At 59.6% G+C, this 23776-nt stretch carries 24 protein-coding genes, 1 tRNA gene and 1 pseudogene; 15 read left to right on the top strand and 11 right to left on the bottom strand.

Annotation, left to right across the window (positions count from 1 at the left end; all coding sequences use genetic code 11):
• Positions 1-34: 34 nt before the first annotated feature.
• From BW33_RS07485 to rpoE, 4 genes are all read right to left on the bottom strand, one after another.
• Positions 35-1465, bottom strand: coding sequence for a DegQ family serine endoprotease (locus BW33_RS07485; RefSeq protein ID WP_047598084.1), 1431 nt, complete (start codon positions 1463-1465; stop codon positions 35-37).
• Between the two features lie 210 nt (positions 1466-1675).
• On the bottom strand, positions 1676-2638 hold the full coding sequence (locus tag BW33_RS07480; RefSeq protein ID WP_047598083.1) for a MucB/RseB C-terminal domain-containing protein: 963 nt from the start codon (positions 2636-2638) through the stop codon (positions 1676-1678).
• 8 nt (positions 2639-2646) lie between these two features.
• Complete coding sequence (locus BW33_RS07475) at positions 2647-3234, bottom strand: sigma-E factor negative regulatory protein (RefSeq protein ID WP_003222558.1); 588 nt, start codon at positions 3232-3234, stop codon at positions 2647-2649.
• A 30-nt stretch (positions 3235-3264) separates the two neighbouring features.
• Positions 3265-3846, bottom strand: a complete 582-nt coding sequence (rpoE, locus tag BW33_RS07470; protein WP_003172477.1) for an RNA polymerase sigma factor RpoE — start codon at positions 3844-3846, stop codon at positions 3265-3267.
• Between the two features lie 558 nt (positions 3847-4404).
• On the opposite strand from rpoE, the gene nadB reads away from it, so the two are divergent.
• Entirely contained in the window at positions 4405-6021 is a 1617-nt protein-coding gene (gene nadB, locus BW33_RS07465; RefSeq protein ID WP_047598081.1) for an L-aspartate oxidase, read from the top strand.
• Here nadB and BW33_RS07460 read toward each other — a convergent pair.
• Together BW33_RS07460 and BW33_RS07455 are read right to left on the bottom strand one after the other, a co-directional pair.
• Positions 5990-6442 (bottom strand): protein YgfX, encoded by a 453-nt coding sequence (locus BW33_RS07460; RefSeq protein ID WP_047598080.1) that lies wholly within the window; start codon positions 6440-6442, stop codon positions 5990-5992. The genes nadB and BW33_RS07460 overlap by 32 nt on opposite strands.
• Positions 6426-6680 carry an FAD assembly factor SdhE gene (locus tag BW33_RS07455; RefSeq protein WP_007957989.1) on the bottom strand — a complete coding sequence of 85 codons (255 nt, stop codon included), beginning with the start codon at positions 6678-6680 and terminating at the stop codon, positions 6426-6428. Before BW33_RS07455 ends, BW33_RS07460 begins: the two co-directional genes overlap by 17 nt.
• A 149-nt stretch (positions 6681-6829) precedes the next feature.
• Here BW33_RS07455 and ygfZ point away from each other — a divergent pair, with 149 nt between their 5' ends.
• Positions 6830-7771 (top strand): CAF17-like 4Fe-4S cluster assembly/insertion protein YgfZ, encoded by a 942-nt coding sequence (gene ygfZ / locus BW33_RS07450; protein WP_047598078.1) that lies wholly within the window; start codon positions 6830-6832, stop codon positions 7769-7771.
• Positions 7772-7806: 35 nt separating this feature from the next.
• Positions 7807-8628 (top strand): HDOD domain-containing protein, encoded by an 822-nt coding sequence (locus BW33_RS07445; protein ID WP_027614457.1) that lies wholly within the window; start codon positions 7807-7809, stop codon positions 8626-8628.
• Between the two features lie 141 nt (positions 8629-8769).
• Here BW33_RS07445 and BW33_RS07440 read toward each other — a convergent pair whose 3' ends face one another.
• Together BW33_RS07440 and BW33_RS07435 are read right to left on the bottom strand one after the other, a co-directional pair.
• Positions 8770-10155 (bottom strand): sensor histidine kinase, encoded by a 1386-nt coding sequence (locus tag BW33_RS07440; protein WP_047598077.1) that lies wholly within the window; start codon positions 10153-10155, stop codon positions 8770-8772.
• The gene (locus tag BW33_RS07435) at positions 10148-10819 is read right to left on the bottom strand and encodes a response regulator (RefSeq protein ID WP_003222545.1); all 672 of its coding nucleotides are present in this window, start codon (positions 10817-10819) and stop codon (positions 10148-10150) included. The genes BW33_RS07440 and BW33_RS07435 overlap by 8 nt, the downstream gene beginning before the upstream one ends.
• Positions 10820-11055: 236 nt before the next feature.
• Between BW33_RS07435 and BW33_RS07430 the strand changes: the two genes are divergently transcribed.
• The 5 genes from BW33_RS07430 (at position 11056) to BW33_RS07410 (ending at position 16493) form a co-directional block, all read left to right on the top strand.
• Complete coding sequence (locus tag BW33_RS07430; protein ID WP_047598075.1) at positions 11056-12348, top strand: OprD family porin; 1293 nt, start codon at positions 11056-11058, stop codon at positions 12346-12348.
• A 107-nt stretch (positions 12349-12455) separates the two neighbouring features.
• Positions 12456-13433: a Bug family tripartite tricarboxylate transporter substrate binding protein gene (locus BW33_RS07425; protein ID WP_027614454.1), complete on the top strand. Its 978-nt coding sequence runs from the start codon at positions 12456-12458 to the stop codon at positions 13431-13433.
• A gap of 58 nt (positions 13434-13491) precedes the next feature.
• A complete protein-coding gene (locus tag BW33_RS07420) occupies positions 13492-13950 on the top strand; it encodes a tripartite tricarboxylate transporter TctB family protein (protein ID WP_027614453.1) in 459 nt (152 codons plus the stop codon).
• A gap of 1 nt (position 13951) precedes the next feature.
• Positions 13952-15466: a tripartite tricarboxylate transporter permease gene (locus tag BW33_RS07415; protein ID WP_027614452.1), complete on the top strand. Its 1515-nt coding sequence runs from the start codon at positions 13952-13954 to the stop codon at positions 15464-15466.
• Entirely contained in the window at positions 15459-16493 is a 1035-nt protein-coding gene (locus BW33_RS07410; RefSeq protein ID WP_047598073.1) for an AbrB family transcriptional regulator, read from the top strand. Before BW33_RS07415 ends, BW33_RS07410 begins: the two co-directional genes overlap by 8 nt.
• Before the next feature lie 100 nt (positions 16494-16593).
• Here BW33_RS07410 and ung read toward each other — a convergent pair whose 3' ends face one another.
• Positions 16594-17286: a uracil-DNA glycosylase gene (ung, locus tag BW33_RS07405; protein WP_007963257.1), complete on the bottom strand. Its 693-nt coding sequence runs from the start codon at positions 17284-17286 to the stop codon at positions 16594-16596.
• Positions 17287-17418: 132 nt separating this feature from the next.
• Here ung and BW33_RS07400 point away from each other — a divergent pair, with 132 nt between their 5' ends.
• Positions 17419-18531, top strand: coding sequence for an enoyl-CoA hydratase/isomerase family protein (locus BW33_RS07400; RefSeq protein ID WP_047598072.1), 1113 nt, complete (start codon positions 17419-17421; stop codon positions 18529-18531).
• A 65-nt stretch (positions 18532-18596) separates the two neighbouring features.
• On the opposite strand, the gene BW33_RS07395 is transcribed toward BW33_RS07400, so the two are convergent.
• Positions 18597-18995, bottom strand: coding sequence for a hypothetical protein (locus BW33_RS07395; protein WP_025110683.1), 399 nt, complete (start codon positions 18993-18995; stop codon positions 18597-18599).
• Positions 18996-19174: 179 nt separating this feature from the next.
• Positions 19175-19438, bottom strand: coding sequence for a hypothetical protein (locus BW33_RS07390; protein WP_047598071.1), 264 nt, complete (start codon positions 19436-19438; stop codon positions 19175-19177).
• A gap of 243 nt (positions 19439-19681) precedes the next feature.
• Between BW33_RS07390 and BW33_RS07385 the strand changes: the two genes are divergently transcribed.
• From BW33_RS07385 to BW33_RS07360, 6 genes and pseudogenes are all read left to right on the top strand, one after another.
• On the top strand, positions 19682-19912 hold the full coding sequence (locus tag BW33_RS07385) for a cysteine-rich CWC family protein (RefSeq protein ID WP_047598070.1): 231 nt from the start codon (positions 19682-19684) through the stop codon (positions 19910-19912).
• Positions 19913-19945: 33 nt separating this feature from the next.
• Positions 19946-20638 carry a pseudouridine synthase gene (locus BW33_RS07380; protein ID WP_047598069.1) on the top strand — a complete coding sequence of 231 codons (693 nt, stop codon included), beginning with the start codon at positions 19946-19948 and terminating at the stop codon, positions 20636-20638.
• A gap of 315 nt (positions 20639-20953) precedes the next feature.
• The gene (locus BW33_RS07375; protein ID WP_047598068.1) at positions 20954-21838 is read left to right on the top strand and encodes an alpha/beta fold hydrolase; all 885 of its coding nucleotides are present in this window, start codon (positions 20954-20956) and stop codon (positions 21836-21838) included.
• A gap of 159 nt (positions 21839-21997) precedes the next feature.
• Positions 21998-22071: transfer RNA gene (locus BW33_RS07370), tRNA-Gly, on the top strand.
• Positions 22072-22359: 288 nt separating this feature from the next.
• The gene (locus BW33_RS07365; protein ID WP_047598066.1) at positions 22360-22677 is read left to right on the top strand and encodes a helix-turn-helix domain-containing protein; all 318 of its coding nucleotides are present in this window, start codon (positions 22360-22362) and stop codon (positions 22675-22677) included.
• Positions 22670-23723 (top strand): annotated as a pseudogene (locus tag BW33_RS07360) (type II toxin-antitoxin system HipA family toxin). The gene BW33_RS07365 and the pseudogene BW33_RS07360 overlap by 8 nt, the downstream one beginning before the upstream one ends.
• The last annotated feature ends 53 nt before the right edge of the window (positions 23724-23776 follow it).

The raw sequence follows: 23776 nt of genomic DNA, 5'->3' as shown, positions 1-23776 counted from the left end.
CTTTCGAGGCGGTTTTTATTTCACCGCAACCGGGTTATTCAGCCAGTTTGAAGGTGATGAAGCTCGCACGACCTTGACGCAGTACGCGCATCGACACCGAACGATTCTTCGGCAGTGCCTTGGCGATCTCGGTGAACTCCTTGGTCGAGCCGATGGCCTGGTTGTTCAGGTGAGTGATCACGTCACCCGGCTGCAGACCGATCAGGGCCGCAGGACCGTCCTGAACCTCCTTGATCACTACCCCGCCTTTGAGGTCGTAGGTTTTCTTCTGCTCGGCGGTCAACTCGACCACCGACACACCGAGGCGATTGCTGCTGCTTTCCGCGCCGGATTTCGGCAGCGCTGCCAGCTCTTTGTCCTCGTCCGGAATCGCACCGACGGTCAGCTCGACATTCTTGCGCTTGCCGTCACGAATCACCTCAAGGTTGGCCTTGGCGCCCGCTTTCAGCGCACCGACCAGGTGTGGCAGGTCGGCAGACATGACGATCGGCTGACCGTTCATGCTCAGGATCACGTCGCCCACTTGCAGGCCGCCCTTGGCTGCCGGACCATCATCCTGAATCTGTGCAACCAGCGCACCGGCCGGCTTATCAAGACCGAACGACTCGGCCAGATCCTTGTTCACTTCCTGGATGACCACACCCAGCCAGCCGCGGCTGACCTTGCCACCGCTTTTCAGCTGATTGGAAACGTCCATCGCCACGTCGATCGGAATGGCGAACGACACACCCATGAAGCCACCGGAACGGGTGTAGATCTGCGAGTTGATCCCGACCACTTCACCGTTCAGGTTGAACAGCGGGCCACCGGAGTTACCCGGATTGATTGGCACGTCGGTCTGGATGAACGGCACGTAGTTTTCGTTCGGCAGGCTACGCCCGACGGCGCTGACAATGCCTTGGGTCACGGTGTGGTCAAAGCCGAATGGCGAACCGATCGCCACCACCCACTGACCAGCCTTCAGGTCCTGGGACTTGCCGAGCTTGAGCACCGGCAGATCCTTGCCATCGATTTTCAGCAGGGCCACGTCTGAACGTGGATCGGTACCGATCAGCTTGGCTTTCATTTCACTGCGATCTGCCAGACGCACGAGGATTTCGTCGGCATCGGCAATCACATGGTTGTTGGTCAGGATGTAGCCATCCGAGGAAATGATGAAGCCCGAACCCAGCGATTGCGCTTCACGCTGGCGATCGCCGCGCGGCGAACGCTGCTGAGGCGGCATGCCGCGTTCGAAGAACTCGCGCAACATCGGCGGCAAGCCTTCCAGGTCAGGCATCTGCTGGTTCACCTTGCGGTCCGGCAGTTTCTGCGTGGTACTGATGTTCACCACTGCAGGCGAGGCCTGTTCAACCAGTTGGGTGAAATCCGGCAGGTCGGCCGCCTGGACAGCGGGGACAGCCTGACCCAGCACCAGCACGGTGGCGAAAATGGAGAGATAAGACTTCAAGCTAAGTATCGACATACAGCTCCCGTTACGACGAGCAGGGTTAAGCGATATGGAGCAAGGAACACCGGGAACCGCGGGCCGGTATTTTTGTTCCGGGAACAACAGACAAGGCCAGAGCCGTGAGGCTCTGACCTATAAAAAACTTTCGGGTGATTTGCAAATGAAAATGCTGAGCAAACATTTCATCTACGTCTCGAAGAAGAAGTGGAAATGACTGAAATCAGCTCACTGCTTGCTGGTTGCAGCACCATCGTTGCGCATCGATAGGGCAATCCTCTCGGCGGTGCCGATTGGAATTTCGCCGACCACCGTCACCATAATCTCGCCCTCTGGCGTAGTGAGGCGGCGGGAAACAGCGACAGTCGGCCCCAACTGCGTGCGGGTATCGGTCACTGTTGCACCGTTCAACGGCTCAAGAAAGACCGAAAAACGCGCAAGCCCGTCGTCATACATCAGGCTGCTGACCTGAGTCTTGGTTTCCGGATCTTTGTGCGAGGTGCTGCTGGTCAGTACGAAACCCGGAGGGAGCCAATCGGAATGCCAGACCTGAGCCGTCTTCACGGCAGAGGCCTTGTCACTGTCAATAGTAACGGCCTTGCACTCGGTGCCAGCTTGCAGATCTTTGTCCGAGGGGACATCAGCGGTATCAAGGCTGGTGAACTGGAAACGCTCGAGTAGCTGCCCCTTGTCGTTGAGCAACAACGACTTCAGTGGCAACCCGGTCTGTTTATCCAGATGCAGTTCGAAACCATAGCGATGCTGGTCGCGAGGCGTCAGCGATACGATGACCGCATCACGCCCGGCCACGCGCGACTTGCCGATAACGGCAAGCTCATACCAGTTTTTAAGCTTTTGGGGATCAAGCGAACGAGCGGTCGAGTTGGGAGAATCTCCCAACCCCGCAATCAGGGTGCCACTGACGCATTGAGTATGCCCGTCAACACGCACGACTTCCTGAGCCGAACCGTCGAGCTGAAGCAAACGCTCGCGGACCTGACCGTTCTGGACACGATGCCAGATATTGTGGGTAGAAAAACTACCGTTACGCTCGTATACGAAAGTGCCTTGGAAGCTTTGCTGCTGCTCGGCCTGACCCAGGCGGATCAACCAGTCCTGGGCCTCGTCGGCATGGGCTGGAACAATAAACCAGCCGCTGAGCAGAAGCGAAAGTAGAGGTATGGCGCGCATGATCCTCCTTAACGGTTTTCCATGCTTGCTGCACGCGCATAAGGCAGAGCGCTTTCAGTACCTTTCAATGCAGCCTGCTGGGCATGCTGACGCAGATAGCCTGGCAGACGCTGATCGTGCCAGCCTGGCTGACCCTGCAGGACGCCATTGGCCATCGGGCCAGTGGTTTCTGAGCTTTCCTTGTAGCCAGCCAAGACGGCCGGGCCTTTGACCTGCGGTGCAACCAGCGAAGGCTGATTGGACTGCTGGGCCAGCTCGACGCCAGCGATTTCGTCCTGGTTATACAGGCGCACACCGGCCAGTACTGCAACGGTCACCGAAGCTGCAACGGCCAGACGACCCAGGTTGCGCCAAGGGCCGCGGGATACTTTGGCTGGAGCCGTTTCGTCTTCCAGCGCAGCAGAAACTGCCGCAGCAATGTCCAGACGCGGAAGCAGCAGATCCTTGTGCATGGCTGCCCGAGCGATCTGATAACGAGCCCAGGTCTCACGGGTTTCAACATCGTCCAGTGCATTGATCACTCGACGCAATTCCAGTTCGTCCGCTTCGTTATCCATCACTGCGGACAGCGATTCCTGCAGGGCTTCACGACTCATGGCGTTCCTCTCTTGGCTGTCGCCGCTGTCTCAGTTTTCCTGCAACAACGGCTGCAGGGCTTTATCGATGGCCTCCCGAGCGCGGAAAATCCGGGAGCGCACGGTACCCACCGGACACTGCATGACGCTCGCAATGTCCTCGTAACTCAGACCATCGAATTCACGTAAAGTTAAAGCCGTACGTAAATCCTCTGGCAGTTGCTGAATGGTTCGATGGACGGTGCCTTCGATCTCATCCCGCAGCAATGCACGTTCCGGTGATTCGAGATCCTTGAGGCCGTGATCGCCGTCGTAGAACTCTGCATCTTCAGAACTTACATCGCTATCCGGCGGCCGGCGGCCGCGTGAAACCAGATAGTTCTTTGCCGTGTTGATGGCAATGCGGTAAAGCCACGTATAGAACGCGCTGTCTCCGCGAAAGTTTCCTAGCGCTCTGTAGGCCTTGATAAAGGCTTCCTGAGCCACATCCTGGGCTTCATGGGTGTCGTGCACGAAACGCACGATCAACCCGAGAATTTTGTGCTGATATTTCAGCACCAGCAGATCGAAAGCTCGCTTGTCGCCACGCTGAACGCGCTCGACCAGCTGCTGATCCTCTTCCTGGGTTAGCATGAACACTCCTCGATAAGCATGGAGGAGGCTTGCATAACTAAACGACCAGACTTGCAAACATAGACTCGGGCTTTTCGCAAAAGTTCTCCCCCTCCAGGCAAGTTTCCTGCGGGCTCTGATTTGGCACGCACGAAAAACGCAGCGCGGGATAAACCGGCTGCGCGAATAATCTTGTCATCGGTTCGCCGGCAAAAACCCAATCGCAGGTTCTGCATTGAAGCCGACACTGTCCCGTGCTTCTGGCAACTGACTATTGATCTTGGGCCTCTGGCAAAAGTTCCAATTATTTATAGCCGTGCTGAAGTGACATTGAGCAACCGTGTGCTGAAAAAGCCTGTTTCATCCTCGATACAGTCGCCTTTTCCCAAAACGACAGAAAAAAACGTCCGACGAAACGTCAAGCTTTTGTCGTCACAGTAGTTTCACAATGCCATACGAGCCCGGCTATTGTGCCGCTCCACCCCTCTATATACTAGTGGGCTGTGTGGCTGTCTTGACTTGCTGATCCAGCTGTCCTGCGCCACCCCCGATCCGGGTCGCTTTGAGCGGAATCCTGAAATGAGCCAACAGTTTCAACACGATGTTCTGGTCATTGGCAGCGGTGCTGCCGGTTTGAGTCTCGCGCTGACCCTGCCGGGTCATTTGCGCATTGCCGTATTGAGCAAAGGTGATCTGGCCAACGGCTCGACTTTTTGGGCCCAGGGCGGCGTCGCTGCCGTGCTGGACGATACCGATACTGTCGAATCCCACGTCGATGACACCCTGAATGCCGGCGGCGGTCTGTGCCATGAAGACGCGGTGCGCTTCACCGTCGAGCACAGTCGCGAAGCCATCCAGTGGCTGATTGATCAGGGCGTGCCGTTCACCCGCGACGAACAGTCCGGCACCGAAGACGGCGGTTTCGAATTCCACCTGACCCGCGAAGGCGGCCACAGCCATCGGCGCATCATCCATGCCGCCGACGCAACCGGCGCAGCAATTTTCACCACCCTCCTCGCCCAGGCCAGAGAGCGCAGCAATATCGAACTGCTGGAGCAGCGAGTTGCCGTTGATCTGATCACCGAACGCCGTCTGGGCATGAATGGAGAGCGCTGCCTCGGCGCCTATGTGCTGAATCGCGCTACCGGGGAAGTCGATACCTACGGCGCACGCTTCGTGATCCTCGCGTCCGGCGGCGCCGCCAAGGTCTACCTCTATACCAGCAACCCCGACGGTGCCTGCGGCGACGGCATCGCCATGGCCTGGCGCTCGGGCTGCCGGGTGGCGAACCTGGAATTCAACCAGTTCCACCCCACTTGCCTGTATCACCCGCAGGCCAAGAGTTTCCTGATCACAGAAGCCCTGCGTGGCGAAGGTGCGCACCTGAAACTGCCCAACGGTGAACGGTTCATGCCGCGCTTCGATAAACGTGCCGAACTGGCGCCACGCGACATCGTCGCCCGCGCAATCGACCATGAAATGAAGCGCCTGGGCGTCGACTGCGTCTATCTCGACATCAGCCACAAGCCTGAAGCCTTCATCAAAAGCCACTTCCCGACGGTTTACGAGCGCTGCCTAGGCTTCGGCATCGACATCACAAAGCAGCCGATCCCGGTCGTACCGGCGGCGCACTACACCTGTGGTGGCGTGATGGTCGATCAACATGGTCGCACCGACGTGCCGGGGCTGTACGCGATCGGCGAAACCAGCTTCACCGGTCTGCACGGTGCCAACCGCATGGCCAGCAACTCGCTGCTCGAATGCTTCGTTTATGCCCGCTCGGCGGCAGCGGACATTCTTGCGCAACTGGATGACGTCACCGCGCCAACCGCCCTGCCCGAGTGGGACGCCAGCCAGGTGACCGATTCCGACGAAGACGTGATCATCGCCCACAACTGGGACGAGCTGCGCCGCTTCATGTGGGACTACGTGGGCATCGTGCGCACCAACAAGCGTCTGCAACGGGCGCAGCACCGCGTGCGTCTGTTGCTGGACGAGATCGACGAGTTCTACAGCAACTATAAAGTCAGCCGCGACCTGATCGAGCTGCGTAATCTGGCGCAAGTCGCCGAACTGATGATCTGCTCAGCCATGGAACGCAAGGAAAGTCGCGGTCTGCATTACACCCTCGACTATCCGAACCTGCTGCCCGAGGCGCTCGACACTATTCTGGTGCCGCCCACCTACGCCGGCTGAACTTGAGCCGCACTCGCAGGCGTCGGTGCACATCCGCTGCCTGCGAGTCTCGCGGTACACAGATCGAGTGCACCCGCCGCTCCCCGCGCAAACGAAAGCGCAACACCACGATCAACGGCAACGCCAGGCTGTCAGGGCGCAGCTGCACCGCTAGCCAGCCGCCCGCCTGATTCCACAACTGCCAGCCATCGGCGTCGCGGCGCAATCCGCAAAAAGCCTGCGGATGCTTCAGCAGAATCTGCCGTGGCAACACCCACGCGGCGTGCAACAGGCAGGCAAAAGCCCCGAGCAGACTGGCCCAGAGTGGAATCGTCAAAAGAAACAACACACCCAGAGCGAACGCCTGGGCCAACAGATACGCCGCCAGCAACTGCCGTGAGGCATGCCAGCGGCATTCGAACGTGTTACTTGGGCTGAACACGGTCCAGAATCATCCGGACCATGCGCTGCAGTTCCGGGTCTTCGGATTCGCTGCGTTCCATGAACCAGCCGAACATGTCCTGATCCTCGCACTCGAGCAGGCGAACGTATAACGCGCGATCCACTTCGTTGAGATTCGCGTAAACCTCTTTCACGAACGGCACCAGCAACACGTCAAGCTCAAGCATGCCGCGACGGCTGTGCCAAAAGAGGCGATTCAGTTCAACTTGTTCGACCATGGAGCCCTCCTCAAATAGGCGCGCAGTATACAGCCCCGGCGCGGGTCGCACAGTCGGCTTTGGTCGGGCACCACCGATCCTTTATCAACTACCCATTTCAACAACGCGCCCTTATGATGTGCCCCAGACTTTTTACCCTGCGATGACCCATGGCCGATTCAGCTTTTTTCTGCACCCTGTCTCATGAAGGCGTACTCGCGGTTCGCGGCGTGGATGCCGGCAAATTCCTGCAAGGCCAATTGACCTGCAACATCAACTACCTCAGCGACAGCCAGGCCAGCCTGGGCGCGCGCTGCACGCAAAAAGGCCGGATGCAGTCGAGCTTCCGCATTCTGCTTGAAGGTGACGGCGTGCTGCTGGCGATGGCCAGCGAACTGCTGGAGCCGCAACTGGCGGATCTGAAAAAGTACGCGGTGTTCTCCAAATCCAAATTGACCGACGAAAGCGCCGCCTGGGTGCGTTTTGGCCTGGAGCACGGCGACGCAGCGTTGGCCAGCGTGGGGCTGAACCTGCCAAGCGAAACCGACAGCGTGGTGCGCAGCGCAGGCCTGATCGCGATTCGCGTCTCCCCGGATCGCGCCGAACTCTGGGTACCGGCCGATCAAGTCGATGCCATCAAGGCCAAACTGGCCGCTGCCCTGCCTGAGGGCGAGTTGAACCAATGGCTGCTGGGGCAGATTCGCGCCGGTATCGGTCAGGTCATGCCGACCACCCGCGAGTTGTTCATCCCGCAGATGCTCAACCTGCAGGCCGTCGGTGGCGTGAGTTTCAAGAAAGGTTGCTACACCGGGCAGGAAATCGTCGCGCGCATGCAGTACCTGGGCAAGCTCAAGCGTCGCCTCTATCGCGTGCAACTGGACACGAGCGAACTGCCTGAGCCGGGTACCCCGCTGTTCGCCCCAAGTCACAGCAGTGCCATCGGCGAAGTGGTGATTGCGGCCCGCACCGCAGAAAAAATTGAACTACTGGCGGTGTTGCAGGCCGAAGCGGCCGAAGCGGGTGATCTGCACCTGGGCACCCTCGAAGGGCCAGCCCTGCATTTGCTCGACCTGCCCTATGAACTGGATCGCGACCGCGAAATCCAGCGCTGATCGCAGCTTTTGTTGCAACACCCTAGAGAATCTACATGAGCGAGCTGGCGGATAAGGTCCAACAGGATTTGGTTGAGGCCATCGATAACGATGACCTGGTTCTGCCAACGTTACCGGAAGTGGCCCTGCAAATTCGCAAGGCCGCCGAAGACCCGGAGATCAGTGTCAGCGACCTGAGCAAAGTGATTGGCCGCGACACGGCGCTGTCGGCGCGCCTGATCAAAGTGGTCAACAGCCCGTTGCTGCGCGCGACCCAGGAAGTCACCGACCTGCACACTGCGATCACCCGGCTGGGGGTGAACTACAGCAGCAACCTGGCGATCGGGCTGGTGATGGAACAGATCTTCCACGCCCGCTCCGAGGTGGTCGAACAGAAGATGCGCGAAGTCTGGCGCAAGAGCCTGGAAATCGCCGGCGTCAGTTACGCCCTGTGCCGCCGTCACACCCAACTCAAACCTGATCAGGCGGCGCTGGGCGGACTGGTGCATCAGATCGGCGTGCTGCCGATCCTGACCTACGCCGAAGATCACTACGAACTGCTGTCGGACCCGGTCAGCCTCAACCATGTGATCGACCACATTCACCCGCTGCTGGGCGACAAGCTGTTGCGGGTCTGGGAGTTTCCCGAGCAACTGGTGGCGTTGCCGGGGCTGTACCTGGATTTCAAACGCGACTCGGCACACCTTGATTACGTCGATCTGGTGCAGGTGGCGAGCCTGTATTGCCACAAGGACAGCGATCATCCGATTGCGCGGATCGATCCGCTCAGCGTGCCGGCGTTCAGGAAGCTTGGGATCGATCCGGAGAACAAGGAATTGTGCGCGGATCTGGAAGAATCGCGGACGATGTTTTACTGACCTGTGGCGAGGGGGCCGCTGGACTGCGAAGCAGCCCCAAAACCAGGCGGCCTCCCTTCATCAGGCAAACCGTGCACTCATCACGACTGCTGCGCAGCCGAGCGAGAGCAAGCTCCCTCGCCACAAAAGCCCTCTCGGCTGCTATCCGGCAATAAAACTCACCCGAACCTTCAAACCCGCCTGTTCGCCATCATGCAAGGTGATCTGCGCCAGATGCGCCCGGCAGATCTCTCCGACAATCGCCAGCCCCAACCCTGACCCCGCGACCTGTTGATTGCGCCGATAGAAGCGTTCAAACACCCGATCACGCTCCTCCAGCGGAATCCCCGGCCCGTCATCCTCAACCTCAAGCACCGCTGGCGCCGCGACACGCAGAATCACGTTGCCGCCCGGTGGCGTATGCGCCAGTGCGTTATCCACCAGATTGCTCAGCAGCTCATTGAGCAACGTCGGTTCACCTCGCAGCCACACCGGCTCATCCGCCTCCAGCGCCAGCGCGACCCCGCGCGCATGAGCCAAGGGCGCCATGGCCATGCCCAGTTCGCGGGCCAACTGACTCAGATCGAGCAACTGCGCACCACCCTCGGCTATCGCCCGGGCACCGTTTTCCACCCGCGCCAGCGACAGCAGTTGATTGGCCAGATGGGTCAGGCGATCGGTGCCTTGCGCAGAGGATTCCAGCGTGCTGCGCCAGGTTTCCGCTTCAGTCGAACGCAGCCCCAGCTCCAGCCGCGCCTTCAACGCGGCCAGTGGCGTGCGCAGCTCGTGCGCGGCATCGGCGATGAACTGCGCCTGTCGTTCGAATTGCCCGCGCAAACGTTCAGTGAAGTGATTGAGCGCGCGCACCAGCGGCCACAATTCATGTTGCACTTCCACCAGCGGCAGCGGCCGCAAATCATCGGGCTGACGCTCCTCCACCGCCGTGCGCAAACGCTCCAGCGGGCGCAGTGCGGCACTCACCGCGAACCACACCAGCAACAAGGCGCCGATGGCGAGCATGCCCAGACGCAACAGCGTATCGGCCGCCAGACTGCGGGCCATGCTGACTCGCGCCTCGTCGGTTTCGGCGACGCGGATTTCTGCCATGCCGTTCATGTTCGGCTCGGTGACCGCTTTGAGCAGGCTGACCACACGCACGTTCTGTCCGCGATACGTCGCGTTATAGAAACGCGCCAATGCCGGGTAATCGTCGGTTCTTGGCGTACCGGGTGGTGGTCCAGGCAGGTTTTCATAGCCGGAAATCAGCTTCTGATGGATGTCGTTGACCTGGTAGTAAATCCGCCCGGCGCTGTCGTAGGCGAAGGTATCCAGCGCCACGTAGGGCACGTCGGCGCTGAGCGTGCCGTCACGCTGCGACAGGCCGGCGGCGATGGTTCGCGCCGAGGCCAACAGGGTGCGGTCGTAGGCCGTGTCGGCGGCTTCGCGCCCGTTCCAGTACGCGCTCAACCCACTGGCGAGCATCAACACCACCAGCAGCAACGCGAGGTTCCACAGCAACCGCCAGCGCAGGCTGCTGGGCTTATGCATCGCGGCTTTCCAGCAGGTAACCGAGGCCACGGAAAGTCACGATCGCTACCGGTTGGCCGTCAAGTTTCTTGCGCAGACGATGCACGTAGATTTCGATGGCGTCGGGGCTGGCTTCTTCGTCGAGACCGAACACCTGAGCCGCCAGTTGTTCCTTGCTCATCACCCGTCCCGGGCGGGCGATCAACGCTTCGAGCACGGCTTGTTCGCGGGACGTCAGGGTCAGCAGTTCTTCGCCGAGGCTGAAGCGCCGGGTGTCGAGATCGTAGGCCAGTACGCCGCAGCGCTGTTGACGCTCGCCACCGAGCACACTGCGCCGCAACAGGGCTTTGACCCGGGCTTCGAGTTCGGTCAGCTCGAAGGGTTTGGCCAGGTAATCGTCAGCGCCGAGATTAAGCCCGTGGACCCGGTCCTTCACATCGCTGCGCGCCGTCAGCATCAACACCGGCAGATTCTTGCCGCGTGCACGCAAACGCGCCAGCACCTCGAAACCATCCATGCGCGGCAGGCCGACGTCGAGGATCGCCATCGCGTATTCCTCGCTGCCCAGCGCCAGGTCGGCGGCCACGCCATCGTGCAACACGTCCACGGTCAGGCCGGTGCTCTTGAGCGCCTGGGCGACACTTTCGGCCAGTTGCAGATGGTCTTCGACGAGCAGAACACGCATGGATCTCTACCTCATTCAGGGATGGCCGACGCCACTCTTTGCCGCGGAGTTTACAGCCGCAACCGCCGCTGTGAAGCCCGAAACCCGCGAAATCCAGCTGAAAGGTTAGTGAAAGGTTAGCCCGTTAGAGTCCGGTCACGGACAGTTTCGACTGCCGTCGCTGCTGCCACACAGCGATACGAAAAACGCCTCGAAGCGTTTTCGACCAATAAGAACAATAAACGGAGTACACCCGCATGCCGTCCTTGCAGACCAAGGCTCCTACGCCTGTTCGTCCTTCTCGCTTGCGCCACGCCACCCTCGCCAGCACTGCTGCCCTCGCCGGTTTTTCGCCGCTGAGCTACGCCGACTTCATCAAAGACAGTTCCGCCACCTTCGAAACCCGCAACATGTACTTCAACCGCGACTTTCGCGACGGCACCAGTGCCCAGCAAAGCAAGCGTGATGAATGGGCGCAGGGTTTCATGCTCAACCTGCAATCGGGTTACACCGACGGCACCGTGGGGTTCGGTGTCGATGCGCTGGGCATGTTGGGAGTCAAACTTGATTCGAGCCCGGATCGTACCGGCACCGGCCTGTTGCCGACCCACGATGACGGACGCGCGGCGAACGAATACTCGAAAGTCGGCCTGACCGGCAAAGTGAAAATCTCCGCCACCGAACTGAAAATCGGCAGCCTGATTCCCGAACTGCCGATCCTCAAACCGAATGACGGGCGCATCCTGCCGCAGACGTTTGAAGGTGGTTTGCTGACCTCCAAAGAGATCAAGAACCTGACCTTCACCGGCGGGCGTCTGGAGAAAGCCAAGGATCGCGACAGCACCGATTTCGAGGACATTGCCCTCAACAACAAGAACAGCCGCTTCGCTGGCACCGTGGCCGGCAAGCATTTCGATTTTGCCGGCGTGGACTACAAGTTCACCGACAAGATCACCGGCAGCTACCACTTCGCCCAGCTTGACGAAGTCTATAACCAGCACTTCTTCGGCTTGGTCGCCTCGCGGCCGATGGGCCCGGGCACGTTCGCCACCGACCTGCGCTTTGCCGTCAGTGACGATCAGGGCGCGGCCCGTGGCGGCAAGATCGATAACCGCTCGCTTAACGGTCTGGTCAGCTATGCCCTGAGCGGCCACAAGTTCAGCGCCGGTTATCAGCACATGTCCGGCGACAGCGCCTTTCCGTATGTCGATGGCAGCGACCCGTACCTGGTCAACTTCGTGCAGATCAACGACTTCGCCGGCGCCGAAGAACGCTCATGGCAGGCGCGTTACGATTTCGACTTCGCCCGCCTCGGCATCCCTGGCCTGTCGTTCATGAGCCGTTACCTGAGCGGTGACAACATCAAGCTCAAGAATGGCGAAGAAGGCAAAGAGTGGGAGCGCAACACCGAGATCAAATATGTAGTACAAAGCGGCGCCCTGAAGGACGTTGCCGTACGCCTGCGCAATGCCACCTACCGCTCCAACTACTCCGCTCGCGATGCCGATGAAGTGCGTCTGCTGGTGAGCTATAGCGTTGCCCTTTGGTAATTGATTGAAATGCCGCAGTACTGAAGTTCAAAAGATCGTCCGATCGTGGCCCGAGCCTGCGGCAGCTCCTACACAAGCCCATACAACAAGAAACCGTGGAGAAACCAATGAATTTGTCACTGCGTAAAGTTGCTCTGGCCGCTGGCGTCATGCTGTTCGCCGGCCAACTGATGGCCGAACCGAAACGTCCGGAATGCATCGCCCCGGCCTCCCCCGGCGGTGGTTTCGACCTGACCTGCAAACTGGCGCAGAGCGCACTGGTCAACGAAAAACTGCTGACCAAACCGATGCGCGTGACCTACATGCCCGGCGGCGTCGGCGCGGTGGCGTACAACGCAGTCGTCGCCCAGCGCCCGGCCGATGCCGGCACGCTGGTGGCGTGGTCCAGCGGTTCGTTGCTGAACCTGGCGCAAGGCAAGTTCGGTCGTTTCGATGAAACCAATGTGCGCTGGCTGGCCGCCGTCGGCACCAGTTACGGCGCCATCGCGGTGAAAAGCGATTCGCCTTACAAGACCCTCGACGATCTCGTCAAAGCCCTGAAGAAAGATCCGAGCTCCGTGGTCATCGGCTCCGGCGGCACCGTCGGCAGTCAGGACTGGATGCAGACCGCACTGATCGCCAAGGCTGCCGGGATCAACCCGCGTGACCTGCGTTACGTCGCCCTCGAAGGCGGCGGCGAAATCGCCACCGCGCTGCTCGGCGGTCACATCCAGGTCGGCAGCACCGACATCTCCGACTCCATGCCACACATCCAGAGCGGTGACATGCGTCTGCTGGCGGTATTCGCCGACAAGCGCATCGACGAGCCGGAAATGAAGGACATCCCGACCGCTCGCGAGCAGGGCTACGACATCGTCTGGCCGGTGGTTCGCGGCTTCTACCTCGGGCCAAAAGTCAGCGACGAAGACTACGCCTGGTGGAAAGACGCCTTCGACAAACTGCTGGCCTCCGATGAGTTCGCCAAGCTGCGCGATCAGCGTGAACTGTTTCCGTTCGCCATGACCGGCCCGGAGCTGGACACCTACGTGAAGAAGCAGGTGGCGGACTACAAAGTGCTGGCCAAAGAGTTCGGCCTGATTCAGTGATCGTCTCTGTCTAGCGGCTGCGGCCTCGCGCATCGAGGCCTCGGCACAGGAGTTTCCCATGCTCTTACAACGTATTTTCGCCTCGGTGCTATTGCTGGCCTGCGTCGGCCTGGCCTTGATGGCGTGGCCGTATCAAGCGGCTTTTTCTTATGAACCGGTCGGCCCGCGCGCCTTTCCTCTGCTGATGCTCGGCCTGATGGGCGTGGCGCTGCTGTACATGGTGTTCCGCCCGGCACCGATCAAACACAGCGAAGACGAGCCACCGCTGGATCGCGAAACCCTGACCAAGATCGGCATCTGCGTGCTGTTGTTGCTGGTCTTCGCCGGCCTGTTCGAACCGCTGGGCTTCATCCTCAGCAGCATCCTGATCGGTATCCCGATGGCGCGCCTGTATGGCGGTCGCTGGCTACCGAGCATTGTGGTGACAACGTTGATGGCCATCGGTCTGTACCTGCTGTTCGACCGTCTGATGGACGTTCCACTGCCTCTGGGCCTGCTCGACGTTCTGGAGAACTGATATGGATACTCTCGGTTATTTGGGTCAGGGCTTCGGCGTCGCGCTGAGTCCGTACAACCTGGTCACGGCCCTGACCGGCACGCTGATCGGCACCGTGGTCGGGTTGTTGCCGGGCCTGGGCCCGATCAACGGCGTGGCCCTGCTGATCCCGATCGCCTTCGCCCTCGGCCTGCCACCGGAGTCGGCGCTGATTCTGCTGGCGGCGGTGTATCTGGGCTGCGAATACGGCGGGCGGATCAGCTCGATCCTGCTGAACATTCCGGGCGAAGCCTCCACCGTGATGACCACCCTCGACGGTTATCCGATGGCGCGTCAGGGGCTGGCCGGTGTCGCGCTGTCGTTGTCGGCGTGGAGTTCGTTCATTGGTGCGTTCATCGCCACCTGCGGCATGGTGCTGTTCGCCCCGTTGCTGGCGAAATGGGCAATTGCCTTCGGCCCGGCGGAATACTTCGTGCTGATGGTGTTCGCGATTGTCTGCCTCGGTGGCATGGCCGGTGACCGCCCGCTGAAGACTTTTATTGCGGCGCTGATCGGGCTGTTTCTGTCGACCGTCGGCATCGACGCCAACAGCGGCGTATACCGCTTCACCGGCGACAACATTCACCTGACCGACGGCATCCAGTTCGTGGTGCTGGTACTGGGTCTGTTCTCGGTCAGTGAAATCCTCCTGCTGCTGGAAAAAACCCATCGCGGCCAGGAAGCAGTGAAAGCCACCGGGCGCATGATGTTCAACTTCAAGGAAGCGGCGTCGGTGTTCGTGGTGAACATTCGTTGCGGCCTGCTGGGTTTCATCATGGGCGTGTTGCCGGGTGCAGGCGCGACGCTGGCCAGCGCCGTGGCCTACATGACCGAAAAACGCATCGCCGGTGCCGGCGGCAAATTCGGTCAGGGTGACGCCCGTGGCCTCGCCGCTCCTGAGACCGCGATCGGCGCTTCGGCCTGCGGCGCGCTGGTGCCGATGCTGACCCTCGGCGTACCCGGTTCGGGCACCACCGCAGTGATGATCGGCGCGCTGTCGCTGTACAACATCACCCCGGGGCCGCTGCTGTTCCAGCAGCAACCTGACATTGTCTGGGGCCTGATCGCGTCGTTGTTCATCGCCAACATCATGCTGGTGATCCTCAACATCCCGATGATCCGCATCTTCACCCGCATCCTCGCCGTGCCGAACTGGGCACTGGTGCCGGTGATCGCGATCATCACCGGGATCGGCGTGTACGCAGTGCATGCGACCACCTTCGACCTGTTCCTGATGGTCGGTATCGGCATCTTCGGTTACATCCTGCGCAAGTTGGATTTCCCGCTGTCGCCGGTGCTGCTGGGGTTCATTCTTGGCGGTCTGATGGAGCAGAACCTGCGTCGTGCGCTGTCGATCTCCAACGGTGCGCTGGAAATCCTCTGGTCGAGCCCGATCACTTTCGGCGTGTGGATCCTGACCGCGATCATGTTGCTGATGCCGCTGCTGCGCATCTGGCGCAAGCGTTCGGCGGCGCAACGCGCCATCGCCGATGTCTGATCGGTCTTCCCTCCGAAGCTGGTGGGCTACCCCGCTGGTCGGTCTGCTTGGCGGTTTTATCGCCAGCCAGATCGGCTGGCCACTGCCGTGGATGGTCGGCTCGTTACTGGCGATCATCCTCGTGCGCTGCCTGACCCCATGGCAACTCACGGAAATCCCCGGCGGCCGCAAATGCGGCCAATGGATTGTCGGCATCGGCATCGGCCTGCACTTCACCCCGGTGGTCATGGAGCAGGTGCTGAGTCATTTCGGTTTGATCTTCTTCGGTGCGCTGGTCACCAGCCTGTCGGCGGTGGTCGGGGTGTGGTTGATGCGCCGCACCGGCGAAGATCGCGCCACGGCGTTTTTCTCAAGCATGCCCGGCGGCTCCGGGGAGATGGTCAACCTCGGCGCGCGCAATGGCGCGCTGCTCAGCCATGTCGCGGCGGGGCAGAGTCTGCGGGTGCTGGTGGTGGTGCTGTGCGTGCCGGCCGCGTTCAAGTATCTGTTGGGCGACGGCACACCGATTTCCCACGCCGGCAACGTCGATTGGCGCTGGCTGGCGATTCTGTTTCCTACGGGCGCCCTGCTCGCCTGGCTCTGGCAGCGTTTGCGTCAACCCAATCCGTGGCTGTTCGGCCCGTTGCTGGTCAGTGCTACGGTGAGCATTGCCTGGGACTTGCACATCAGCCTGCCGGACGGCGGCAGCCAGATCGGCCAGTGGCTGATCGGCAGCGGCCTGGGCTGTCACTTCAATCGACAGTTCTTCCGCCGCGCACCGTCATTCATGGGCCGGACATTGATCGGCACGGCGCTGACCATGTTGATCGCCACATTGGCGGCTTTGGGTTTGAGTGCACTGACCCATCTGGATCTGCGTTCGCTGACGTTGGGCATGATGCCCGGCGGCATTGCCGAGATGAGTCTGACGGCGGAGACCCTGCAACTGTCGGTGCCGCTGGTGACGGCGATGCAGGTGATGCGGCTGCTGTTTGTACTGTTTCTGGCGGAGCCGTTGTTCAAGTACTGGAACCGTGATCCCGAGTAACACCGAGTCGACTTCATCGCGAGCAGGCTCACTCCTACATTGAAATGCTTTCTCTTGTGGGAGCGAGCCTGCTCGCGAAGGGGCCCGCCCATTCAACCCATCAAACCGGCGGCAGACGCCACTCGATCGGCGCTTCACCATTCTGCTCGAGAAACTTGTTGGTCCGGCTGAAGTGCCCGCAGCCCAGGAAGCCACGATAAGCCGACAACGGCGACGGATGCACCGACGTCAGCACCAGGTGTTTGGTCGCGTCGATCAGCTTCTGTTTACTCTGCGCATGCGCGCCCCACAGCATGAACACCAGATGCGGCTGCCGTTCGCTGACCAGTTCAATGATCCGGTCAGTGAAGAACTGCCAGCCCTTGTCCTTATGCGCGTTGGCATTGGCGCGCTCGACGGTCATGGTGGTGTTGAGCATCAACACGCCCTGATCGGCCCAGCTCTGCAGGTAGCCGTGGTTGGGAATGTCGATATTCAGGTCGCGCTTCAACTCTTTGTAGATGTTGACCAGCGATGGCGGAGCCGGCACGCCCGGTTGCACCGAGAAGCACAAGCCATGGGCCTGGCCCGGGCCGTGGTACGGGTCCTGGCCGAGGATCACCACTTTGACCTTATCCAGCGGCGTCGAATTCAGTGCGTTGAAAATCAGCGGGCCCGGCGGATAGATTTCCTTGCCGGCCGCCCGCTCCTGCTGCAGAAAATTGCGCAACTCTGCCATGTAAGGCTGGTCGAATTCAGCACGCAGTGCCTCCTTCCAGCTCGGTTCGAGTTTGATACGGTCGTCAGCAGTCATGGTCATATCCGGCAAAAACAATGGGGCGAACCCTAGGAAAGCCGACCACGCTTGTCAATTGATCTGACACAGATCCAGCACTTTCCCACACAGCGATCATACTGAACGCTCAATTTCCCGATCGAGGTCACGATGAATCTGCACTTCGAAGAACTCACTGGCACCGACGGCGCCCGCCTCGGGATCGCCAGCCTGGATGCTGAAAAGTCGCTCAACGCGCTGTCCTTGCCGATGATCAACGCCCTGAGCGACAAGCTGAACGCCTGGGCCAAGGATCGACAAATCGTCTGCGTGCTGCTGCGCGGCAACGGCGCCAAGGCGTTCTGCGCCGGCGGCGAAGTGCGCAGCCTGGTGGAGGCCTGCCGGGCCCACCCCGGTGAAGTCCCGCCACTGGCGGCGCAGTTTTTCGCCGCCGAGTATCGATTGGACTACAGCTTGCACACCTACCCCAAACCGCTGATTTGCTGGGGCCACGGTTACGTGCTCGGCGGCGGCATGGGCCTGTTGCAAGGCGCCAGCACGCGGATCGTCACGCCGAGCAGTCGCCTGGCGATGCCGGAGATCACCATCGGTCTGTATCCGGACGTCGGTGCCAGTTGGTTTCTCTCACGGTTGCCGGGCAAGCTCGGCTTGTTCCTCGGTCTGACCGGTGCGCACATGAACGGGCGGGATGCGATCGATCTGGATCTGGCCGACCGTTTTCTGCTTGAAGAGCAGCAACCGCAACTGATCGAAGGCCTGCTGCAACTCAACTGGCAGGAACAGACCGACATGCAGCTCAACAGTCTGTTCAAGGCCCTGCAACAGGAAGCCGTGGGGCAAATGCCCGAGGCGCAGTGGTTGCCGCGCCGTCAGCAGATCGACGAACTGCTCGACGTCAGCGACGTCACCTGCGCCTGGAAAGCCATCAGCCTGCAACGCGACAGCAACGACCCGCTGATCGCCCGCGCCGCGAAAACCCTGAGCGAAGGCTCGCCGCTGACCGCGCATCTGGTCTGGGAACAGATCCTACGCGCCCGCTACCTGTCGCTGGCCGAAGTGTTTCAGATGGAATACACATTGAGCCTCAATTGCTGCCGGCATCCGGAGTTCAGCGAAGGGGTCCGGGCGCGATTGATCGACAAGGATCAGAAGCCGCACTGGCATTGGCCGGATATCAGCAATGTCCCGGATGCGGTGGTCGAGGCGCATTTTCACAAGGTCTGGGAAGGTCGGCATCCGTTGGCGGATCTGACGGTTTACTGAATGCCCGGCAAATCGCAGGCACAAAAAAAGCGACGCTCAATGCGCCGCTTCTTGTTTGCTGATGATTACCAGCGACCGCCTCGCCCGCCGTGGTCACCCCGGTTACCGTGATGATCACGCCCACCACGGTCACGATCCCAACCACCGCCACGGTGACCGTCCCAGCGCCCGCGATCATTGTCGTGCCAGCGACGGCTCTCATAGTAGCGCGGCGCTGGTTGGTAGTAGCGCGGCGCCGAGTAGTAACGCGGAGCCGGTTGGTAGTAACGCGGGGCCGCCTGGTAGTAACGCGGGGCCGAGTAGTAAGTGCTGCCACCGCTGTAATAGGTGCCGCCAGTGTTGTAGTACGCCGGAGCGGGTGAGGTGTAGACCTGCGAGCTGTAATAACTGTCTGCGTAGGAGTAGGGAGCGCAACCGGCAACGGAAAACATCATCGCAGCAAGTAGAAGAATTCGTCGATACATGGCGGCCTCCTGGACCGCGGGTAGCCGCACCAGCGACGCTGGCAGGCATCAGTCGTTTATTCGGTGACTGACGAAACATCTGACAGCGTTTTCCGAATCTGGTGCGCTTCCGTAACAAGTTGAAACATGTGATTGATGAAATCCTGTTCATCTGAAAATCACTTTCATTCAGCCACTAATCAGTGGTGTCCACCGTGATAGCCGCCGCCGTGATAACCGCGTCCGTAACCGCCGCGGTAGCCGTAGCCGCCGTAGTAATAATGAGCACCGCCGTAGTAACGCGGTCCGTAATATCCGCCATAGTAATAAGGCGAGTAGTAGCCGGGATAGTAAGACGTGGCGGGATAAACATCGTAGGGACCGGCATAGTAATAACATCCGGACAGGCCTGAACCGAGCACCGCTCCCAGCAGCACTCGACGCAACAGTTTTGAAATACCCATGACGGCCTCCTGAAAGACCCACGGCCGCAGCAGGACAGCACAGCCGACACAGTTTTTGACTGTCAGGTCTGGGGCAAGTGCCAAATGTGACCCGGCTTCAGATCAGCGGTATCGAGAGCATCGCTGCCCCCTGTGCAAACGGATGACACTTGCACAGTTCACTACACCGGGCCGATCATGCGATGTACCGGGCCAGGCAAACCTGCCGTAACCGCACCTGCATGGAAATGCCTCACTCGACTTATGCCTGATTCCGACATTAAACCCGACCTCTGCCCGGCCTGTGGCGCGCGCAACGACTGCACCCTCGCCGACCCGCGCACTGCCGACCAGGCCTGCTGGTGCTTTGGCGTGAGCATCGACCCGGCAGTGCTCGAAGCGCTGCCGGCCGAACTGCGCAATCAATCCTGCCTGTGCCCGCGTTGCGCTCAGGTAGAAGCGCAACTGCAAGCAGCGACGCGGCCGATCCCGTAAGATGCGCGGCCCTTTGTCCACCGATTCCTGACCATGCGCGTCGACCGTTTTCTCAGCAACCTGCCCCGCTACAACCGTCAGCAGGTTCGCCTGTTGCTGGTAGAGAAGCGCGTGCGGATTGACGGAAAAGTCGTCAGCGACCCGCACAGCGAAGTGCTGGAATTCAGCCGCGTCGAAGTCGACGACGAAGTCCTGCAACTCGGCAAACCGGCACGCTATTTCATGCTGCACAAACCGCCCGGCTGCGTCAGCGCCACCCGCGATCCGCAACATCCGACCGTGCTTGACCTGATCGATGAACCGGACAAGAACGACCTGCACATCGCCGGTCGCCTGGACTTCAACACCACCGGACTGATGCTGATCACCAACGATGGCAGCTGGTCGCGACGCCTGACCCAACCGCAGACCAAACTGCCGAAGGTCTATTACGTCGAGACCGAACAGGAGATCGGGCCGCAATACGCGCTCACGTTTGCCGAAGGCATCTACTTCGCCTTCGAAAACCTGACCACGCAACCGGCGCAACTCGAAGTGCTCGGCCCAAGAGCGGCGCGCCTGAGCATCGTCGAGGGTCGCTACCATCAGGTGAAGCGCATGTTTGGTCACTTCAACAACAAAGTCTTGCGCCTGCACCGCGAATCAATGGGCCCGCTGTTGCTCGATAACGCGCTAAAACCGGGCGAGTACCGCGCTTTGCGCACCGAAGAGATCCATTTGCTCTAAGCCTGCTACCGCTCAGCAGAAGTTGTCGAACAATTTACCAACGACACTTGCGCGATCCCGCTCCCACTGCTTGAATCAGGACGTCGGCCAAATTGTGACCGATTAGTCACAACATACTTCCAAGAAACTTTTTGCCGGTCGTCAGCCCTTGGGTTGCGCCTCAGCCGGCAGACTGCCCGCCAATAACAACACCCGTCGACCGCAGTCATGGATCGACATGGGCCAAGCAATTTCCAGGCGTATGCCTACCTGTCACAAAGCTCGTGCAATCTCTATTTGCGCGCATACCCGCTTGCTTGCCAGGAGTCTTATGACATGAGGCCAGAAATCGCTGTGCTGGATATACAGGGTCAGTATCGGGTTTACACGGAGTTCTATCGCGCAGACGCCGCAGAAAAGACCATCATCCTGGTCAACGGCTCGATGGCCACGACTGCGTCGTTTGCACAGACGGTGAAAAACCTGCACCCACAATTCAACGTGGTTTGCTACGACCAGCCCTACGCGGGCAAGTCGAAAATCCACAATCGTCACGAGAAACATCTGACCAAGGAAGTCGAGGGGCAGATCCTGCTGGAGCTGATCGACCACTTCGGCGCCGAACACGTGCTGTCGTTTTCCTGGGGTGGTGCGGCGACCCTGGTTGCCCTGTCGCACCAGCCGCGGCGTATCGAGAAAGCAGTGATCAGCTCGTTCTCGCCAGTGATCAACGCACACATGCTTGATTACCTGGAGCGCGGTGTCGATTACCTCGGCCAGCGCGACGGCGACCGCGTCGGGCACCTGGTCAACAGCACTATCGGCAAACACCTGCCGTCACTGTTCAAGCGCTTCAACTATCGCCACGTCAGCAGCCTGGCCGAGCACGAATACGGGCAGATGCACTTCCACATCAGTGACGTACTGCACAGCGATCGTCAGTGCTATTTGAATGTGGCGAAGAAGATCAACGTGCCGGTGCTGTTTCTCAACGGCGAATGGGATGAATACACCGCCGCCGAAGACGCCCGGATATTCGGCAACCATGTGGCGCACAGCACCTTCACCACGCTGCAGGCCACCGGCCACTTCCTCGACATGGAACACAAGGCTGCGTGCCGCGATAGCCAGAACGCCCTGCTTGGTTTCCTGAAACCCTCAACGCAGTCGAGCCGAACGCGTTACGCGTTCGTCCAGGATCACCATGCATTGGCCATTTGAAAAAGCGTCGTCGCGAGCGAGTCTGCAGGGCTGAAAAACCAGCATGGACTGTCCTGCAGATTCGCCCGCGAATGACCGTCTTCAATGCTGTAACGCGCTGCGAGCAAAAGAAAAACTTCAAATCTGCGCCCGACTCTGGTACAAAGTCAGCCGTTCTGAGCGGGTATAGTTTAGTGGCAAAACGAAAGCTTCCCAAGCTTTAGTTGAGGGTTCGATTCCCTCTACCCGCTCCACTCATTCAGGTCTCACGTCGTGTTATGACGGGGGATGCAGGAACAGAAAAAACCGGCCTACAGGGCCGGTTTTTTTGTGTCCGGGATTTGTGGGAAGGCACCATGAATGATGATTCTCCTGACTCGAACCTCTCCTCAACCAAATTTGAATAATTCCATTTATCTGTGGGTTATTGCGACTTTCAAAAGATAAGCCACGATTTTCAGGAATAATGCATGGATAACAAGTTCCCGGGATAAATCCAGGATTACCGGCTTTAAAGTAGCTTTTGAGGTGTAACACCCATTATGGTGGATTTAAGCCTTAGCAAGCCGAGTGAGATCGTCAAGCGGATCTGTGAACGCCTGCGCACTGATCGACTCGCTCTGGAAATGACACAAGCGGACGTGTCCGAACGTGCCGGCATCGGAACCAACACGGTATCCAATCTTGAAGCCGGGCGTAATGTGGGCTTCGAAAATCTGGTACGTGCTGCCATGGTACTTGGGCGCAGTAAGGAACTCGAAAACCTGTTCTTGCCAAAGCTTGAAACCCTGGACGACATCCTGCGCTACGAAAACAGTGCCAAGCGTTACCGCATCAAAAGGAAATCCGACAATGCTTGAGAAAGCAGACGTCTACTACGAGGGTTGGGGTGAACATTGGCGATGGGGCACTGGCTTCCACCGCAGCGCTGACCGGCCGTCCGCTGGTGGTGGTGTTTGAGTACAGCGACGAAGCAAAAAAAGAGGGCTGGAATTATCGTCCCTGAAACTTCCTTTGCAAGGCGCCAAATTAAGCCGGGATTTCCCGCCACATCAGTTGGGATTGCCAGGCCTCGTCTATGACTCGTTGCCTGACGGCTGGGGCATGCTGCTGATGGATCGTCTATTCAAACATCGCGGCCTGAATCCCGCACGCACCGGAGCTTTGGAGCGACTCGCCTACATCGGCAACAATGCCATGGGTGCCCTGTCGTTCAAACCCTTAGCACCTGAGGGGTGAAATTCCCTGCCCAACACGAACATCCCGACGTGCGTGCCATCGAAATGGTTTATGCCGATTGCCTGCGCCTCTGCTGCATTCAAACGCCGGATACGCAGTACTTCAGTCTGTCAGATGGAATGGCTTCCTTCGCCAGCAGACGGTTTGATCGACAAGACGGACTACGCGTCCCCATGCAAAGTCTCGCAGCCTTTACCCGTGCAGATTCTCTGCTCTCCGGGGGCATTGGACTATGTCAACTTACTGCGCGCCACCCAAAGATGTACCAATGATGTACGTGAAAAAGCACGGGCGTTCGAGCGTGCTGTTTTCAACGTTGCGTTCCACAACCGGGATGATCATCCCAAGAATTTTGCCTACACCATGTCGCGAGCTGGCGATTGGAAATTAGCCCCGGCCTACGATGTGACCTTTTGCGAGGGGCCGGGTGGGTATCACCAGATGGATGTGATGGGCGAAGCGCTGGAATCGACCGAAAGGCCATGCTTGGACTGGCAGAAGAAGCGGAGGTTGGAGCCTATGAGGCAAGAGTTGTCATTGAGCGCTTTTGCGAGGTATCCAGCCAATTCTCGACTGTGGCAAATGATCTTTATCCTGGCGTGATCACTCAGGAAACCCGCGTACCCTCCAAAGCCGAATTGATCACAACCTCAAGCTGTTGCGATGACTGCATATCCTTGCAAATCAAATTTTCTGAAACCCTGAAGATTTTTCCGACAT

The sequence above is a fragment of the Pseudomonas sp. RIT288 genome (assembly GCF_000631985.1).
Taxonomy (GTDB): domain Bacteria; phylum Pseudomonadota; class Gammaproteobacteria; order Pseudomonadales; family Pseudomonadaceae; genus Aquipseudomonas.
The sequence above is the reverse complement of the archived record's forward strand: the minus strand, read 5'-3'. Positions and strand labels throughout refer to the sequence as shown.

What these genes read in the sequence shown, in the direction of transcription:
- BW33_RS07485 (WP_047598084.1), bottom strand. Translation starts at nt 1,465, where the DNA reads ATGTCGATACTTAGCTTGAAGTCTTATCTCTCCATTTTCGCCACCGTG.
- BW33_RS07480 (WP_047598083.1), bottom strand. Translation starts at nt 2,638, where the DNA reads ATGCGCGCCATACCTCTACTTTCGCTTCTGCTCAGCGGCTGGTTTATT.
- BW33_RS07475 (WP_003222558.1), bottom strand. Translation starts at nt 3,234, where the DNA reads ATGAGTCGTGAAGCCCTGCAGGAATCGCTGTCCGCAGTGATGGATAAC.
- rpoE (WP_003172477.1), bottom strand. Translation starts at nt 3,846, where the DNA reads ATGCTAACCCAGGAAGAGGATCAGCAGCTGGTCGAGCGCGTTCAGCGT.
- nadB (WP_047598081.1), top strand. Translation starts at nt 4,405, where the DNA reads ATGAGCCAACAGTTTCAACACGATGTTCTGGTCATTGGCAGCGGTGCT.
- BW33_RS07455 (WP_007957989.1), bottom strand. Translation starts at nt 6,680, where the DNA reads ATGGTCGAACAAGTTGAACTGAATCGCCTCTTTTGGCACAGCCGTCGC.
- ygfZ (WP_047598078.1), top strand. Translation starts at nt 6,830, where the DNA reads ATGGCCGATTCAGCTTTTTTCTGCACCCTGTCTCATGAAGGCGTACTC.
- BW33_RS07445 (WP_027614457.1), top strand. Translation starts at nt 7,807, where the DNA reads ATGAGCGAGCTGGCGGATAAGGTCCAACAGGATTTGGTTGAGGCCATC.
- BW33_RS07440 (WP_047598077.1), bottom strand. Translation starts at nt 10,155, where the DNA reads ATGCATAAGCCCAGCAGCCTGCGCTGGCGGTTGCTGTGGAACCTCGCG.
- BW33_RS07435 (WP_003222545.1), bottom strand. Translation starts at nt 10,819, where the DNA reads ATGCGTGTTCTGCTCGTCGAAGACCATCTGCAACTGGCCGAAAGTGTC.
- BW33_RS07430 (WP_047598075.1), top strand. Translation starts at nt 11,056, where the DNA reads ATGCCGTCCTTGCAGACCAAGGCTCCTACGCCTGTTCGTCCTTCTCGC.
- BW33_RS07425 (WP_027614454.1), top strand. Translation starts at nt 12,456, where the DNA reads ATGAATTTGTCACTGCGTAAAGTTGCTCTGGCCGCTGGCGTCATGCTG.
- BW33_RS07420 (WP_027614453.1), top strand. Translation starts at nt 13,492, where the DNA reads ATGCTCTTACAACGTATTTTCGCCTCGGTGCTATTGCTGGCCTGCGTC.
- BW33_RS07415 (WP_027614452.1), top strand. Translation starts at nt 13,952, where the DNA reads ATGGATACTCTCGGTTATTTGGGTCAGGGCTTCGGCGTCGCGCTGAGT.
- BW33_RS07410 (WP_047598073.1), top strand. Translation starts at nt 15,459, where the DNA reads ATGTCTGATCGGTCTTCCCTCCGAAGCTGGTGGGCTACCCCGCTGGTC.
- ung (WP_007963257.1), bottom strand. Translation starts at nt 17,286, where the DNA reads ATGACTGCTGACGACCGTATCAAACTCGAACCGAGCTGGAAGGAGGCA.
- BW33_RS07400 (WP_047598072.1), top strand. Translation starts at nt 17,419, where the DNA reads ATGAATCTGCACTTCGAAGAACTCACTGGCACCGACGGCGCCCGCCTC.
- BW33_RS07395 (WP_025110683.1), bottom strand. Translation starts at nt 18,995, where the DNA reads ATGTATCGACGAATTCTTCTACTTGCTGCGATGATGTTTTCCGTTGCC.
- BW33_RS07390 (WP_047598071.1), bottom strand. Translation starts at nt 19,438, where the DNA reads ATGGGTATTTCAAAACTGTTGCGTCGAGTGCTGCTGGGAGCGGTGCTC.
- BW33_RS07385 (WP_047598070.1), top strand. Translation starts at nt 19,682, where the DNA reads ATGCCTGATTCCGACATTAAACCCGACCTCTGCCCGGCCTGTGGCGCG.
- BW33_RS07380 (WP_047598069.1), top strand. Translation starts at nt 19,946, where the DNA reads ATGCGCGTCGACCGTTTTCTCAGCAACCTGCCCCGCTACAACCGTCAG.
- BW33_RS07375 (WP_047598068.1), top strand. Translation starts at nt 20,954, where the DNA reads ATGAGGCCAGAAATCGCTGTGCTGGATATACAGGGTCAGTATCGGGTT.
- BW33_RS07365 (WP_047598066.1), top strand. Translation starts at nt 22,360, where the DNA reads ATGGTGGATTTAAGCCTTAGCAAGCCGAGTGAGATCGTCAAGCGGATC.